The sequence below is a fragment of the Marinactinospora rubrisoli genome, assembly GCF_042664915.1.
Lineage (GTDB): Bacteria > Actinomycetota > Actinomycetes > Streptosporangiales > Streptosporangiaceae > Marinitenerispora > Marinitenerispora rubrisoli.
In genome coordinates this window covers 377,211-393,381 of sequence record NZ_JBHTBH010000001.1, presented here as the reverse complement: position 1 = coordinate 393,381, position 16,171 = coordinate 377,211, and the positions used below count along the sequence as shown (strand labels likewise).

Genomic DNA, 16,171 nt, shown 5'->3' with positions numbered 1-16,171 from the left:
TCCCCTCCACCGCCGACACAGAGGGGCTACGCCCGAGGTGTCGACGCCTCCGGACGCTCACCGGCTCGCGCTTCGCTGCTCCCTGGTCGCGCTCACCGCCTCGCTCCCCTCCACCGCCGACACAGAGGGGCTACGCCCGAGGTGTCGACGCCTCCGGACGCTCACCGGCTCGCGCTTCGCTGCTCCCTGGTCGCGCTCACCGCCTCGCTCCCCTCCACCGCCGACACAGAGCGGCTCCGCCCGAGGTGTCGACGCCTCCGGACGCTCACCGGCTCGCGCTCCGCAGGGCATCAGCCGACGAGTGCTCCGATGACGACGATGAGCATGATGGCACCGAGGACCGTGGGCAGCAGCCAGCGCTGCTTGCGGTTGTTGGTGAGCATGCTCATCTCGGTGCCTCGTTCTCTCGGCCGTCCGGCGCCCTCCGGCTCCGGTCTCCCTCTGTCAGGTTAACCGCCAGGTGGCGAGGGTCCGGTAGCGGGGACCGTCGCCGGCCCGGCTGCACACCAGCTCCACCTCGCCCGCCCGCCACGGGGATCCGGTCATCGCGGCCAGCTCGTCTCGGGGACCGGTCAGGTCGTGCGGCCCGCGGCTGCGGGCCAGGGTGAGGTGCGGCACGAAGGGCCGCGCCTCGATCGGGACGCCGTGCGCCTCGGCGGCGGAGCGCAGGGCGTCGGCGAGGTCGGCCAGTGGTTCGAGGTCGCCGTCGAGCCCGGCCCACAGCACCCGTCCCCGGGCCGCATCGGCCGGGAAGGTGCCGGCCCCGCGCAGCGCCAGCCGCATGGCGCGGCGGCCGGCCACCTCCCGGCCGAGCAGGTCGCGGAGGCCGGGCACCTCCGGGTCGGGCACTTGGCCGAGGAAGAGCAGCGTGATGTGCCATTCCTCGCGCGGCATCCACCGGAGGGCGCGCCCGCCCGCGCGGGCACGAACCGGCGCGACCGCGCGGTGCAGCCGGTCCAGCGCGGCGGCCGACGGGGTCAGCGCGACGAACAGCCGCATGCGGATCCCTCCGTTCCGGGGTGCGGCCCTCAGTATGCCCCGATCGGCGTGCCGCGCCGCCGACCGTCAGCCGGCCTCGGTGAGCGGCCGCCGGGTGACCGCCAGGAACGGTCTGCGGGTCGGCGTGACGCGGACCGCCACGCCGAGTCGGCGGGCGAGCAGCACGGCGACCACGAGGCTCACCGTCACGGTGACCACACCGCCGACGGCGAGGCTGACCTGCGGGCCGAAGCGGTCGGCGAGGTAGCCGACCAGGGGCGCGCCGAGCGGCGCCGGGCCGAGGAAGAACAGCATGTACATGCTCATGACGCGTCCGCGCATCTGCGGGTCGACGCTGGTCTGGAAGACGGCGTTCATGGTGGTGTTGAAGGTGAGGAACGCCAGTCCCATCGGGACCAGTACCAGCACGAACGACAGGTACCCCGTCGTCAGGGCGGCGGCGATCTCCAGCACGCCGAAGGCGATGGCGCCGGCCAGCACCACGGAGAGCCGCGGCCGGTCGCGGCGCGCGGCCAGCAGCGCGCCGGCGAGGGCGCCGACGGCGATGGCCGCGGCGGCGACTCCGAACGCGTCCGCGCCGGCGCGGAACACGTTGTTGGTCATGAGTGCGATCTGGTTCTGCACGTTGGCGCCGAAGAGCTGGAGGAACGCGGTCATCACCAGCAGCAGCGTGAGGTCGTGCCGACCGAGGATGTAGCGCAGCCCCTCCATGGTCTGGCCCTTGGCGCGCGGCGCGGGCTCGGTGACCTGCAGTTCGGCGGGCCGCATCAGCCACAGCCCGGTCAGCACGGCGACGAAGGACAGCGCGTTGACGAGGAAGACCGGTCCGCTGCCGAACCCGGCGATGAGCAGGCCGGCCACCGCCGGTCCGGTGACGCGCCCGAGCTGGAAACTCGCGCTGTTCAGCGCGATGGCGTTCGGCAGGTCGCGCGGGCCCACCATCTCGACCACGAAGGTCTGGCGAGCCGGGTTGTCGAGGACCGTGACCAGGCCGAGAGCGAACGCGAACAGGTAGACGTGCCAGACCTGGGCGAGTCCGGCCGTGGCGAGGACGCCCAGTGCCAGCGCGAGCAGGCCCATCGTGGCCTGGGTGACGATGAGCAGCCGGCGCTTGTTCATCCGGTCCACCATGGTGCCGCCGAGCAGGCCGAACAGCAGCATGGGGAGGAACTGCAAGGCGGTGGTGACGCCGAGCGCCATGCCGCTGCCGCCGCTGAGCTGGAGGACCAGCCAGTCCTGGGCGATGCGCTGCATCCAGGTGCCGGTGTTGGAGACCACCTGCCCCATGGCGAAGAGGCGGTAGTTGCGGACGGTCAGCGAGCGGAACATGGCGGGCGCGCGGCGGCGCGGCGCGGGCCGGGCCGCATCGGGGGCGGTGCCGGTGGACTCGGGTTCGGCGGATCCGGCCGGCTCGGGGGCTCGGCCGGTGCCGGACATCGCGTTGGTGGACGGCTGGGGTGGTGTGACGGTGGCCGTGGTCGCCTCCTCGGTCGACGGCACCCCACATGTCCCCGCGGCTAGGACTGGCTGATCCGTTCCAGGATCTCGGCGGCCTTGCGCAGGGTCGCCTTCTCCTCGGGCGTCAGCTCCCGCAGTCGCTGGGTCAGCCACGCCTCGCGGCGCCGCCGGTCGGCCCGCACCAGCTGGACCCCCTCCTCGGTGAGCTCCACCAGTTGCTGGCGCCGGTCGTCCGGGTGCTTCATCCGGCGCACCAGCCCGCGCTCCTCCAGCGCGGCGATGATCCGGGTCATCGAGGGGGGCTGCACCTTCTCGTGGTCGGCCAGCGCACCGGGGGTCAGCTGGCCGTGCCGTGCGAGCGCGAACAGCACCGCCCCCTGCCCCAGGGAGAGCGAGGCGTCGGGGCGCTGAGCACGGAGTCGGCGCGCCAGCCGTCCCACGGCCACGCGCAGTACCGCGGCCAGCCCGGCGTCGGTCCTGGTCTGCTGGGATACGTTGGGATGCTTCATTAGCATGACTCATTACTCTTGCTAACGATATCGCGGATCATCGCATTTCACCTGCTTCGTCAAACCGGTCCATGGTTTTGATCACAGCCCTTTTACCCTGCGGTCATACGCGTAGTGCCCCGTTCCGCGGAACGGGGCACTACGGATGCGCCGAGGGTACCCGGGCCGACCGTGCCGCGGACCTGCCGGGGACGGCCCGAAACCGGGCGTCAGACCCCGAGCGCCGCCTGGATCGGGCCGAGGGCGAAGTAGACCACGAACACCACCGCGATGACCCACATGAGCGGGTGGATGTCGCGGAACCGGCCCTGGGCGGCACGGATGAGCGTGTAGCTGACGAAGCCGGCGCCGATGCCGTCGGCGATGGAGTACGAGAACGGCATGATCACGATGGTGAGGAACGCGGGGATGCCGATGCCGTAGTCGGTGAAGTCGATCCGGCGCACCTGGGTCATCATCAGGAAGCCCACCACGACGAGCACCGGCGTGGCCGCCTCGAAGGGCACCAGGTTGACCAGCGGGGCGAACAGCGTCACCAGCAGGAACATCGCCCCGGCGACCACCGACGCGAACCCGGTGCGCGCGCCCTCTCCGGTCGCGGCGGCCGACTCCGCGTAGACGGTGGCCGAGGAGGACGACGCGGCGCCCCCGGCGACGGCGGCCAGCGAGTCCACCACCAGCACGTTGCGTGCACCCGGCAGGTCGCCCTTCTCGTCGAGGAGGTCGGCCTGCCCGGCGACGCCGACCATCGTCCCCATGGTGTCGAAGAAGTCGGCGAGGAGGAGGGTGAAGACCAGCAGGATGACGGCGATGACGCCGACGTGCTCCAGGCTGCCGAACAGGTTGAACTGGCCGACCAGGCCGAAGTCCGGTATCCCGACCAGCGAACCGGACAGCGTGGGGACCGTCAGCGACCAGCCCTGCGGGTTGACGTTGCCGGCGTCGTCGACCATCGGCCCCACCCCGACCGCCGCCTCCACCACGACGGCGAGCGCGGTGGTGCCGATGATCCCGATCAGCAGCGCGCCCCGGACGCCGCGGACCGTGAGCACGATCGTCAGCGCCAGCCCGATGACGAAGACCAGGATCGGCCATCCGCTCAGGTGACCGTCGCCCAGCTGGACGGGGACGGTGCTGCCGGCGGCGTCGGGCACCCGGCGGATGAACCCGGCGTTGACGAAGCCGACCAGGGTGAGGAACAGGCCGAGTCCGACGGCGATCGCCGTCTTGAGTCCGGCCGGGATGGCGCGGAACACCGCGGTGCGGAAACCGGTGAGCACCAGGAGCAGCAGGATGACGCCCTCCAGCACCACCAGGCCCATGGCGTCGGCCCACGTCATCTGGGGCGCCAGCGTGACCGCCACGACCGCGTTCAGCCCCATGCCGGCGGCCAGGCCGAACGGGTACCGGCCGACGACCCCCATGACGATGGTCATCACACCGGCGACCAGGGCGGTCGCGGCCGCGACCATGGGGATCGCCGCCGCCGGGTCGGCGCCGCCACCGGGCAGCCGGCCGTCCATGTCCTCGGCCGTGCCGATGATCAGGGGGTTGAGGACGACGATGTAGGCCATGGCGAAGAACATGGCCAGTCCGCCGCGGATCTCGCGTGCGAAGTTCGACCGGCGCGCCGAGATGTGGAAGTACCGGTCCACCCGGGCCTTGAAGCCGGAGCCGGAGGGTGCCGCCGCGCTTTGTGGGGAGTTGGGAGTTTCTTTCACTCGCTTGAGCCTGACATGTCCGAATTACGGTCCTAGGTCAGGTTAGTTGCATATCTGGACAAAGATGGCGCCTGTGACCTGCGTGGTTGCCGGATTCCCGCCGGACCGCGATGGCGGCTCGCGAGGCTGCGCCGCGCCTCCCCGCCGGTACCGCCCGCCGCGGCTCCATCCCGTAGCCTGAAGGCGTGCGCAAACCCCGCCGCCCGGCTCCCGACGTCATGGAGACCGACTACCGCGTCCCGACCGCCGCCGGGTCCGTGGCATGGGCGGTCGCCCTGGTCGTGCTCGTCGCCATGGGGGACCGGCTGCCCGCCGCCGACCGATGGTGGATGTGGGTGTGCGTGGTGGGCATCGCGCTCGGTGTCTTCGCCTACCTCTACATCCCGCGGCTGCTGCGCAAGCGCGCCGAGGCCGAGGCCCGCCACACCGCGCACCACGCCCAGGACGGCGACCACGGTGAGCAGGAGGCCCGGGAGGCCCCGGAAGCGCGGCGCGGCCGGGAAACCCGCGGAGAGCGGGGATAGCGGGCGGGCACCGGTCCCGTCAGCACCGCCGTGATAATGGAGCCCGTGCCTGATTCGTTTCGCCCCCTTCCGCGCCAGCTCGGCGAACGGCTCCGTCGCATCCTCATCGAGGCGGACTACACGGTGTCCGGCGTGCGGGACCGGCTCGGCGACACCGCGGCCCGCGCGCTCGCCCGTGAGCAACTGGTGCCCGCGCTGCGCGCCACCGGCGGCGAGGAGCAACTGGGCCTGCTGCTGCGGCTGTGGTGGCTCCAGGAGCCGGTCGCGCTGGCGGCCACCCGCGCCATCCTGCCGGTGGCCGACCTCGCGGCGGCCGGGCTGCTGGCCGTCGAGGGCGACACGGTACGGGCGCTCGTCCACCTCGGCCCGTGGGAGCTGTCCGACGGCCGCCCCGGGTATGTGGTGTCGGACCCCACCGTCCGCCCGGGCCACGGCCGCCCCCGCCCGGACCACGTCGTGGGAGCCGGTGGCGCGTCGGGGACGCTCTCCCGGCTGATCGTGGACGGCCCGGTGGAGCGCGCCCTGGACCTGGGCACGGGCTCTGGCGTCCAGGCGCTGCACCTCGCGGAACGGGCCGGCGACGTCTGCGCCACCGACGTCAACCCCCGGGCGCTGCGGCTGGCCGAACTGAGCTTCGCGCTGTCCGGGATCGATAACGTCCACACCCGCGAAGGGTCGCTGTACGCGCCCGTCGAGGGAGAACGGTTCGACCTCGTCGTCTCCAACCCGCCCTTCGTCATCACGCCCGACGCGGCGCGCTACACCTACCGTGAGTCCGGCCTCGCCGGAGACTCGGTCTGCGCGGAGATCGTCCGGCAGGCGCCCGCCCACCTCACCGACGGCGGCTGGTGCCAGTTGCTCGCCAACTGGCTGCACGTGGGCGGCGAGGACTGGCGCGACCGGGTCGGCTCCTGGGTGACCGGCACCGGCTGCTCCGGCTGGGTGGTGCAGCGTGACGTCCAGGACCCGGCCGAGTACGTGGAACTGTGGCTGCGCGACTCCTGCGAACAGGGCGGTCCGGAGTACACCCGCCGCTACGACGCCTGGCTGGACTACTTCGAGCGAGAGGGCATCAAGGGCATCGGGTTCGGGTGGATCTGCCTGCGCAACGACGCCGCCCAGGACGCCGCCGTCCGGGTGGAGGAGCTGCGGCACGAGATCGAGCAGCCGGTCGGCCGGTACCTGCCCGACGTGGTCGACGGAGCGATGACCGCGCACCGGCTCACCGACGCGGCCCTGCTGTCCGCGCACGTGGCCCTGGCGCCGGGGGTGGTCGAGGAACGGATCGGCCGTCCCGGGGCGCCCGACCCGGAGCGCATCGTGCTCCGCCAGCGCGACGGCCTGCGCCGCGCCGCCCAGGTCGGCACGGTGGAGGCGGCGCTGGCCGGCGTCTGCGACGGCACGATGCCGGTGGGCCCGCTGCTGGACGCCATCGCCGAACTCACCGGCCAGGACCCGGCGGCCCTGCGCGAACGCACCCCGGACGTGCTGCGCGCCCTGATCGCCGAAGGGTTCTTCCGCGTGGCGCGATAGCTCCGCCGAACTTCTGGTCGCGCTCCCCGGCTCGCCAACGGCGATCCGGCTCCTGCCACGGCACCGCACCCGGCCAGACGGCCGCCCGCACCGGCCGCGCCGCCGCCGTGGCGCAGGTGGCCCGGGCGGGGCCCGCCGTGCCCGGAAACGGGGCAGGGGTTCCGTGTGAACCCGGGGCCACGGGTCTGGAAAACCGGGCCGAGAAGCGGCGCCCCGTCGCGTACCGTAGTGCCGCACCACCTCGGGAGGAGTCCGTATGGTCCAGGCGATGGTCGACCCGTTCGGCACGGCCGAGCTGCGACGACGTGTGCTGGACGCGTGGGCCGACGCCCCCGTCCGGTTCAGGGAGGATGCCAACACCGAGGAGGACTACGCGCTCGGCGGCTACCGCGACCGGGTCGTCGTGGAGCTCGCCCAGAACGCCGCCGACGCCGCGCGGCGGGCCGGTGAGCGCGGGCGGCTGCGGTTGACGCTGGCCGGGGACCGGTTCACCGCCGCCAACACGGGGGCGCCACTGACCCGGGAGGGGGTCGAGTCGCTCGCCGCGCTGCGGGCTTCGGCCAAGCGCGACGCGGGCGACGAAGGGGTCGTCGGGAGGTTCGGGGTCGGGTTCTCCGCGGTCGTCGCCGTCAGCGACGATGTCACCGTCGCGTCGCGGGACGGCGCGGTGCGGTGGAGCCTGGAGCGGGCCCGGGCCGTCATCCACGAGGAGCTCCTCGTCACCGGCCGTGCGCGCCCGGAGCTGGCCGCCGAACTGGAGCGGCGGGCCGGGCACGTCCCGCTGCTGCGGCTGCCGTTCGAGTCCGGCGCCCGCGCCCCCGAGGGGTTCGACACCGCCGTCGTCCTGGAGGTGCGCGACGACGACGCCCGGCTCCGGCTGGCCGGCCTGCTGCGGGAGACCGGCCAGGCGCTGCTGCTCGCGCTGCCCGACCTCGCCGAGGTGGAGATCGACGTGGACGGCGCCACCCGCGTGCTCCGCTCGGAGCGGCCGGCCGGTGCCGGCCTGGTCACCCACGTGCGCGACGAGTCGGGCGAGCGCACCACCCGCTGGCGCACCGTCACCCGGACCGGCCGCTTCACACCGGACCAGCTCGCCGACCGCCCGACCGAGGAACGCGCGCGGCCGGACTGGTCCGTCACGTGGGCCGTCGCGGTGGACGAGGCCGGGCACGCCGTCGGTCTGCCGGCCGACGTGCCGCGTGTCGTGCACGCCCCGACCCCCAGCGACGCCGAGCTGCGGCTGCCCGCGCTGCTCGTCGCCGCCCTGCCGCTCACCCCCGACCGCCGGCACATCGCGTTCGGCCCGGCGGCGGACGTCGTGATCGAGGCCGCCGCCACCGCCTACGCCGACCTCCTCCGCGGGCTGCCGCCGCGCAGCACCCTGGACCTGGTCCCCGTGCCCCTGCTGGGCGCGGGGGGCGAGTTCGACGCGCGGTTCCGCGCCCGGGCCGCCGAGCTGCTGCGCGAGACGCCGTTCCTGGAGACCGCGCGCGGCGAACGGGTGCGGCCGGTCGACGCCGTCGCGCTGGACGCCGGCCCAGAGACGGTGGGCGCCCTCGCCGATGTGCTCCCGAGCCTGCTGCCCGGCGACTGGAACCTCCGGCACCCCGGCCTCGCCCACCTGCGGCTGCACCGGCTCCCGCTCGCGGAGCTGGCCGACCTGCTCGCCGATCTGGACCGGGAGCCCGGATGGTGGGCGGGCCTGTACGCGGCGCTGCGCGCGGCCGGCGGGCGGGGCGCCGACCTCGGAGAGCTCGGTGCCCTCCCGGTCCCGCTCGCCGACGGGCGGCTGGTACGCGGCCCACGGGGTCTGCTGCTGCCCGCCGGGGCGGGCCTCTCGCCCGAGGCGCTCGACGCGCTGGCCCCACTGGGCCTGCGGATCGCGCATCCCGAGGCGGCCGACCCCCTGCTGCTGCGGCTGGGCGCGGTGGAGGCCGACGAGCGCGCCGTCCTCACCGACCCCATGACCCGCACGGCGGTGGAGCACTCCCTCGACTCCGACGATCCCGACGCGATCGCCACCGCGGTTCTGGAGCTGGTGGCCGCCTCCGGGACGACGGTGGACGACGCTCCTTGGCTGGCCGAGCTGGCACTACGCGACGACGAGGGCGGCTACTCACTGTCCGGCGAGCTGCTGCTCCCCGACAGCCCGCTCCGCGAGATCTTCGTCGAGGACGCCCCGTTCGGCGTAGTGGCGGACGACCTGGTGGAGCGGTACGGCGCCGAGACCCTGGAGGCCGTGGGCGTGCAGCGGGCCTTCAGCCTGTTCCGGGCGTCGGACGTCACGCTGGGCGCGGCGCTGGCCGAAAGCCTGGACGAGCTGGAGCCCGATGGTGTGGACGAGTGGGCCGCCGAGGTCGTCGAACGGCTCGGGGACCCCGACCTGCCCCCGGTGGTGCCGGAGCTGGTGGGCGTCCGCGACCTGGAGTTCGTCCGCGAGGACCGCTGGACGGAGGCGCTCGCCCTGCTCGCGGGCGGGCGTACCCGCTCCGCGATCGTCGACCCGGTTCGCGTCCTGGGGCCGGACGGCCGGTCGGTCGACGTGCCCTCGTACACCGCGTGGTGGCTGCGGACCGGCGCGCTCCTGGACGGCCGTCCGCCGGTGGAACTGCGCGCCGCCGACGCCGACCCGGCCCTGGCCGGGCTGTACGACGAGGCTCCGGCCGGCCTGGACCCGGTCCTGGCGCGCGCCCTCGGGGTGCGCGGCACGCTGGCCGACCTGCTGGCCGAGCCGGACGGCCCCGATGAGCTGCTCGACCGCCTCGGCGATCCGGAGCGGCGCGTCTCCCGGGACGCCCTGCGGCGGATCTGGACGGCCGTGGCGGCGGTGGACGCCGAGCGCGTCACCCCGCCCGAGACCGTGCGCGCGGTGCGCGGTGGCGCGATCGTGGTCGCCGACGCGGAGGACACCGTGGTGGTCGACTCTCCCGCGCTGCTGCCGCTGCTCGCCGACCGTCCCGCGCTGCTGGTCCCGGCCGAGTGCGCCGCCGCGCTCGCCGACATCGTGGACGTCGCCCTCGCCAGCGAGGAACTGGCGGGCCGGGTGACCTCGGCGGGGCAGGTGCGTCCGGTGCCGGACGAGGTACGGGTCTTCCTGGACACCGCCGCGCTGACGTACGTCCACCACGACCCGCTGACGGTGGACGGCACGGAGGTGGAGTGGTGGTGCAACGGCACCGCCGTGCACGCCAGCACCCCCGACGGCCTGGCCCGCGCCCTGGCGTGGGCGGCCGGCCGGTGGTCCCGCCGCCACGTGGTGGCGGCGGTGCTGCGCGATCCGCACGCGGTGGCGACGCTGCTCGCGGAGACCGACCTGGAGCCGGAGACCGGGGCCGCCATACCGCCCGAAACGGACTGACCGCCGTGCGGGCCGGTACCGCACGCACCACGCGGGGCCGGCGGGCTCGCGGTCGCGCGGGCCCGGCGCCCGGCGGCTAGCTGTCGGAGGAGACGAGCTCCAGTTCCGTGGTGTCGTCGAAGACGATGTGGTCGTAGCCCATCTCGTCGACGACCGGGGTGAGCGGCTCGGAGTGCGGCGCGGGCGGCGCCGCCTCGGAGTGGGCACCACAGCCGTGGTCCATCGAGACGACTCTGCCGTCGTCCGGCGCGTACTCGTTGGCGCACACCCCGAACAACTGGCGGAACTCTCCGGCCAGCGGGGTCATGAAGCCGCAGGTGGCGCACTTGCCCGGCGCGGCGGCGGCGATGGGACTGTCGGGGCCGGCCTGCCCGTGGTACCAGCGCTCGGCGGCGGCCTCACGGCCGACCTCGGACAGCACCCGTGAACGGCCCAGACCGAGCTCCCAGACCATCTGGCGGTCGGTCCCCTCCTCGGCCATCTCGTCTTCGGCGACCTGCGCGTACCCGGGCATCAGGCGCTCGTCGTCGGCGGAACTGGGCAGAATGTCGCCCACACCGAGGTCGCCGGGGCGCAGCCGCTCCTTCCAGGGCAGCCACTCCGGCGCGAGCATGGCCTCGGGCCCGGGGATCAGGACGGCCTCGTTCACCGTGACGTACTTGGCGCGCGAAGCGCGCACCACGGTGACGGCGTACCGCCAGCCCGGGTAGGCGGGATGCAGGCACCCGAAAAGGTGCGTGACGAGGCGGTCGCCCTCGACCCGCGCGGAGAGGTGTTCGCCTACCCACTCCGGACGCCCGATTTCGGCGGCCGAGGCACGGGCCAGGTCGACCGCCTCCATACATGCCTTGTCTGGTGTGGGAGAACGACGGCTACGGCTCACGTTTCCATTTTCGCTGATAACGGGCACTGACTTGACCACGAGGGCGATCGATAGCCGACCGTTACGTGGTCCGGCGGAGCACCCCGACGCGGCGGCCCGGCCGGTCGCACACCGCAGGGATCGAGGCCGCCAGCGACGCCCACCGGCTCGCTCCCCTCCGCCGCCGGCCCGGCCGGGCTTCGCCACCGGGCGTCGGCGGTTCCGGACGCGCACCGGCGCGCGCTACGTCCCCGTCCCGGCGCGCACCGCCGGCCTGAAATCCCCCTAGGCTTCGAGATCGTCGGCGACGGCGCGCAACACCTGCGCGATCTTGGCCGCCTCCCGCCGATCGGGATGCTTGTTCCTACGATATGCGGTCGAGACGCCGTCCAGCAGCTTGATGAGGTCCTCGACGAGGATCACCATCTCCTCGGGCTTCTTGCGGAGCGACTTGGCGACCGAGCGCGGCGCCTCCAGCAGCTTGACCTGCAGCGCCTGCGCACCCTTCCGTCCTTCGGCCACGCCGAACTCCACCCGCTGGCCGGGGCGCAGGCTCGCCACGCCCGCGGGCAGCGCGGAGGAGTGCACGAAGATCTCCCCGCCATCGTCCCGGGTGAGAAAACCGAAACCCTTGTCGCCGTCGTACCACTTGACCTTGCCGGTGGGCACGTGTGACCTCATCGCTCTCGCTGTCGGACAGTGATGGGCGGGCCACCTGCGACTCGCAACGTGGTCCTCGCGACTGGGAAACGAAGACACGGTACGCGCGCCGGGGCACCCCAGGGCGGTGTTCTCCGCACGCGTCCGGTGGCCCGGCCCGGCGACCCGGCGCCTCCGGAGAACACTCCCTGCCCCATCCTCTCAGAAGGGTGATTTCAGGCTAGTGCGCGGCGGTCGCGGGAGGCGATGGATCGTCCCACGGAATCGTCCGAACAGGGGGCGGAACCCGGCCGGTTCCGGTCATCGCGGCCCGGCGCGAGCACGCCGCGGCCGGGGGAAAGCGCCGACCGGCCCAACTCAGACGAGAGGCCCGGACGCGGATCTCCGGGCCTCTCTCGGCGGCACCCCCATCACCGCTGGTTGCGGAGTTGTGGGACGGGACCCGGCGGTCTGGGAATGCCGTCCTCTTAGGCGGCCCGGATCGATCGGATCCGGCCGGCCCAGCGCGGGCTGCGCCGGACCCGGGTGGCCACCACGTTCCATATGTGAGTTAAGAGCGGAACGGAACGCATGCACATCATTACCCATCGACAGGAAGGAACACTCCCGCGAAACCGCAGGTCAAGGACGATATTTCTGAGGGTTTGCCGGTTGATGACCCGAGACGAACGCACCGACTCGCCACGCGATCATCACGTCGAGTCGTCACATGCACACGCTCCGTACTGCAAGGATGGGAGGGTGCGGCCGGCGGCACCGGCGTCCCCGTTCCCCCGGTCCCCGCGGGCCCGCTCGTCGACACCGAACCGAACCGCGGAGCACTGATGCGTTCACGTACCACCACGTCCCTCGCCGGAGCCGCCCTCGCGCTGGCGGCCCTGTTCACCACCGCCCCCGCCGACGCCGCCACCAAACAGATGGAGCTCTACTCCGCCCCCGGGCTGAACTACCACGTTCTCGAAGGCGACGGCTGCCACAACTTCTCGGAGCGCCTGATCTCCTACGCCGACTCCACCCCGGTGGCGACCTACCGCTTCTACAGCGGACGGGACTGCACGGGCATGGTGCTCGGCTCCGGCCGGGACGCCACGCAGTGGATCCCCCCATTGCAGCGCGTGCGGTCGGTCGAGGTCGCCTTCGAGGACTGACCGAGCGGCCGGGCGTCCACGGCCCGCGACGGCCGCCCACGCCGCCGGCACCGCGCCGCGATGGCATAGCGTGAAGAACGATGATCGACGACGCGGAGCCGGCGGCGGTCCCAGCCGCAGGGCGTCCTCTCACCTACACGTCGTGGCTGCGCGGTCTCTCCGACGGCGACCTGGCCGCGCTGTTCGCCGCACGCCCGGACCTGATCGCCCCGGTTCCGGCGGACATGGCGGCACTCGCCGCCCGGGCGACGGCACGGCCCGCCGTTCTGCGCGTGCTGGACCAGCTCGACCGCTTCTGCCTCCAGGTGCTGGAGGGCCTGCTCGCCCTCGCCGACGACCGCCTCGGCTCCGGTACGCCCGGCGTCGAGGCGGACCGGCTCGCGACGGCGCTGCCCGCCCCCGGCCCCGTGCTCGGCGCTGCGCTGCGCCGGCTGCGCGCGATCGGCATCGTCTGGGAGGACGGCGGCCGGTTGCGCCCGGTCGCCGTGCTGCGCGACATCCTCCCGCAGCCCGCCGGGCTCGGCCCGCCGTTGCGCGCGCTGGTCGCCGGCCGCCCGGCCGAGTGGCTGAACCGGCTGGCCGCCGGTCTCGGTCTGCCCACCGGGTACGAGAACGGCGCACCCGCCGACCGCATCGCCGCGGAGTTCACCCGGCCGGACACCGTGGACCGGCTCATCGCCGAGGCGGGCGACGCCGCGCGGCAGGTGCTCGACCGCCTGGCGTGGGGGCCGCCGCACGGCAGCGTGTCCGACGCCGACCGCGACGTGGACCGGGCGTCGGCGACGTCGCCGATCGACCGGCTGCTCGCCCGCGGGCTGCTGGTCGCCACCGACGAGCACACGGTGACGCTGCCGCGCGAGATCGCCCTGTACCTGCGCGGCGGACGGCTCTTCCAGCGGGTCGACGCGGAACCGCCGCCCCTGGAAGGGCCCGGACACCCCGCGGAGCGGGTCACCCGCGCCGCGGCCGGTCAGGCGTTCACCGCGATCCGCGCGACGGCGGAGCTGCTGGAATCGTGGGCGGACGATCCGCCGGGCGTCCTGCGCAACGGTGGCCTGGGCGTGCGCGACCTGCGCCGCACCGCCCAGGCCCTGGACACCGACGAGGCGGGCACGGCGGTGCTGGTGGAGACGGCGTACGCCGCCGAGCTCGTCGCCGCCGGTTCCGAGGTGGACGGCGAGTGGCTGCCCACCCCGGCCTTCGACCTGTGGGCCGCGATGGAACCGGCCGAGCGCTGGCTGCGGCTCGCCGAGGCGTGGCTGGCCTCCACCCGGGTGGCCGGGCTCGGCGGGACGAAGGACGCCCGCGGTCGCTCGCGCAACGTGCTGGGCGAGGGTCTGGACCGGCGCTCGGCCCCAGAGGTGCGGCTGGACGTTCTGCGCACGCTCGCCGCCGCACCGGAGGGGACGGCCCCCACCGAAGCTTCGATCGCCGCCCGGCTCGCGTGGCTGCGGCCCCGCCGCCAGGGACCGGCCTTCACCGCCCTGGTGCACGCCACGCTGGCGGAGGCCGCCGTGCTCGGACTGACCGGGCTGGGCGCACTCGCCCCCCACGCCCGTGCGCTCCTCGACGAGATCGGCGACCGCGCGGCCGCCGGTACCGGCGGCGGGGAGCCGCCGGACCTCCTCACGGAGCGGACCGGCTCGGCCGCCGCCGCGGTTCTCGCCCCCGAACTCCCCCGCCCCGTGGACCGCGTCCTGATCCAGGGCGATCTCACCGCCGTCGCGCCAGGGCCGCTCGTGCCCGAGCTGGCGAAGGAACTGGCGCTGGCCGCCGACGTCGAGTCGACCGGCGCCGCCACGGTCTACCGGTTCACGGACGCCTCGATCCGCCGCGCCCTCGACGCCGGCCGTGGGGGCGCCGAACTCCTCGACCTGCTGGAGCGGCACTCCAGCACCCCGCTCCCGCAGCCGCTGCGCTACCTCGTCGCCGACGTCGCCCGCCGGCACGGACGGCTGCGGATCGGCACCGCGTCCAGTTACCTGCGCTGCGACGAACCGGCCGTGCTCGACGAGCTGATCAACGACCGGCGGACCGCGGACCTGCTGCTGTTCCGGCTCGCCCCGACGGTGGTGGCCAGCCGCGCCACGCGCCCGATCCTGCTGGAGCGGCTCACCGACCTCGGCTACCACCCGGTCTCCGAGGCGGTCGACGGCTCCCTCCAGCTCAGCCGTCCGGAGTCCCGCCGCGCCGGGCGGCATCCGGTCGGCGGCGAGTTCGCCGAACCGGCACCGCCCGGCCCCGAGCTGCGCGCGGCCGCGGTCCGCGCGATCCGCGCCGGCGACGAGGCGGCCACCGCCGTCCGCCGCCCGCTGGCCGCGCCGAGCACGGAACCGCCCCGCTCCCCCACCGCCGCGACCCTGGCCGCTCTCAACGCGGCCGTGGCGGAGGGCCGGCGGGTGTGGATCGGCTACCTCGACGCCGAGGGCCGCGCCACCAGCCGCATCGTGGAACCGGCCCGGGTGGACGGCGGTTACCTGACCGCCTACGACGCCACCGGAGCGGCGGTGCGCCGGTTCGCGGTGCACCGCATCACGGGCGTGGCCGAGATCGGCACGGCGGAGCCGTCCGGCTGAGCCCACGCGCGCCGGCCCCCGTACGCGGCGGATCCCGGTGGCGGCCGGCCGGTCAGTGGTCGGCCGGTCTCCGCCACACGAGCGAGTACCGGCGGAGCACATGCCAGCGGTAGCGCACGCCCGGAAGAATCCGCCGCCCCGCTGCCCGTACCTGCCCATAGCTCATGCGCGGATCGCTGGTCGGCATGCCGTCCGGTCCATGTGCGCGGCGCAGCGTCTTGGCGACACTGACCACCGGCGTGGCCGCGATCTCCGCCGCCCATTCCCCCGGCGTCGCCGGGCGGGCCAGCCCGACCACGACCAGCGTGCCGCCGGGGCGCAGCAGCTCGCGCATGCGGGTGAGCGCGGCCTCGAAGTCCATGTGGTGGATCGTGGCGACGGAACAGACGAAGTCGTACCCACCGGTGGGTAGCCCGGCGGTGCGGAAGTCGCCCTCGATGAAGGTGAGTCCCGGATGGCCGGCGGCGGACGCGCGGGCCAGGGCGATCATCTCCGGCGAGATGTCGATCCCGGTCACGGTCCGCGCCCGTGCGGCCAGTTTCCGGGCCAGCAGCCCGTCGCCGCACCCCACGTCCAGCGCGTCGCCGCATCCCTTGGGCACCTCGCGGAGGATGTCCGGGTGCCGGGCCACGTTGGTGTTCCAGTACGGTGCGGTCGGGGGCATTGCGCCATCGTAGCCACCGTCGTGACGGCGGCCCGCTGTCGTGGCGCGTCCCCTCCGGTCCCCGGTCCGTTCGCCTTCCCGCCCCCTGGTCCCGGGCCCTAGCAGATCCGCGATTCTGGTGAGATGGTGCCAGTCGGTGAACGGATCTCGCGGAGAGGG

12 protein-coding genes are annotated in these 16,171 nt (G+C 74.1%); 5 read left to right on the top strand and 7 right to left on the bottom strand.

Annotated features, from left to right (window positions below; all coding sequences use genetic code 11):
* Window positions 1–444: 444 nt before the first annotated feature.
* From thpR to ACFQRF_RS01825, 4 genes are all read right to left on the bottom strand, one after another.
* Window positions 445–999, bottom strand: coding sequence for an RNA 2',3'-cyclic phosphodiesterase (gene thpR, locus ACFQRF_RS01840; RefSeq protein WP_379868241.1), 555 nt, complete (start codon window positions 997–999; stop codon window positions 445–447).
* 66 nt (window positions 1,000–1,065) lie between these two features.
* On the bottom strand, window positions 1,066–2,328 hold the full coding sequence (locus tag ACFQRF_RS01835; RefSeq protein WP_379869000.1) for an MFS transporter: 1,263 nt from the start codon (window positions 2,326–2,328) through the stop codon (window positions 1,066–1,068).
* 188 nt (window positions 2,329–2,516) lie between these two features.
* Window positions 2,517–2,972 (bottom strand): MarR family winged helix-turn-helix transcriptional regulator, encoded by a 456-nt coding sequence (locus tag ACFQRF_RS01830; RefSeq protein WP_379868240.1) that lies wholly within the window; start codon window positions 2,970–2,972, stop codon window positions 2,517–2,519.
* 203 nt (window positions 2,973–3,175) lie between these two features.
* Window positions 3,176–4,687, bottom strand: a complete 1,512-nt coding sequence (locus ACFQRF_RS01825; RefSeq protein WP_379868239.1) for an NCS2 family permease — start codon at window positions 4,685–4,687, stop codon at window positions 3,176–3,178.
* Between the two features lie 185 nt (window positions 4,688–4,872).
* Here ACFQRF_RS01825 and ACFQRF_RS01820 point away from each other — a divergent pair, with 185 nt between their 5' ends.
* From ACFQRF_RS01820 to ACFQRF_RS01810, 3 genes are all read left to right on the top strand, one after another.
* Entirely contained in the window at window positions 4,873–5,211 is a 339-nt protein-coding gene (locus tag ACFQRF_RS01820; RefSeq protein WP_379868237.1) for a DUF2530 domain-containing protein, read from the top strand.
* A gap of 36 nt (window positions 5,212–5,247) precedes the next feature.
* Window positions 5,248–6,744, top strand: coding sequence for a DUF7059 domain-containing protein (locus ACFQRF_RS01815; RefSeq protein ID WP_379868236.1), 1,497 nt, complete (start codon window positions 5,248–5,250; stop codon window positions 6,742–6,744).
* 256 nt (window positions 6,745–7,000) lie between these two features.
* Window positions 7,001–10,102, top strand: coding sequence for a sacsin N-terminal ATP-binding-like domain-containing protein (locus ACFQRF_RS01810; RefSeq protein ID WP_379868235.1), 3,102 nt, complete (start codon window positions 7,001–7,003; stop codon window positions 10,100–10,102).
* A gap of 76 nt (window positions 10,103–10,178) precedes the next feature.
* On the opposite strand, the gene ACFQRF_RS01805 is transcribed toward ACFQRF_RS01810, so the two are convergent.
* On the bottom strand, window positions 10,179–10,943 hold the full coding sequence (locus tag ACFQRF_RS01805; RefSeq protein ID WP_379868233.1) for a DUF3027 domain-containing protein: 765 nt from the start codon (window positions 10,941–10,943) through the stop codon (window positions 10,179–10,181).
* A gap of 306 nt (window positions 10,944–11,249) precedes the next feature.
* A complete protein-coding gene (locus ACFQRF_RS01800) occupies window positions 11,250–11,633 on the bottom strand; it encodes a cold-shock protein (protein WP_379868231.1) in 384 nt (127 codons plus the stop codon).
* Between the two features lie 815 nt (window positions 11,634–12,448).
* Between ACFQRF_RS01800 and ACFQRF_RS01795 the strand changes: the two genes are divergently transcribed.
* Together ACFQRF_RS01795 and ACFQRF_RS01790 are read left to right on the top strand one after the other, a co-directional pair.
* Window positions 12,449–12,772, top strand: coding sequence for a hypothetical protein (locus tag ACFQRF_RS01795; RefSeq protein ID WP_379868229.1), 324 nt, complete (start codon window positions 12,449–12,451; stop codon window positions 12,770–12,772).
* Between the two features lie 80 nt (window positions 12,773–12,852).
* Entirely contained in the window at window positions 12,853–15,348 is a 2,496-nt protein-coding gene (locus tag ACFQRF_RS01790; protein WP_379868228.1) for a helicase-associated domain-containing protein, read from the top strand.
* A 52-nt stretch (window positions 15,349–15,400) separates the two neighbouring features.
* Here the strand turns inward: ACFQRF_RS01790 and ACFQRF_RS01785 are convergent, their stop codons facing one another.
* Entirely contained in the window at window positions 15,401–16,012 is a 612-nt protein-coding gene (locus tag ACFQRF_RS01785) for a class I SAM-dependent methyltransferase (RefSeq protein WP_379868226.1), read from the bottom strand.
* Between the last annotated feature and the right edge of the window lie 159 nt (window positions 16,013–16,171).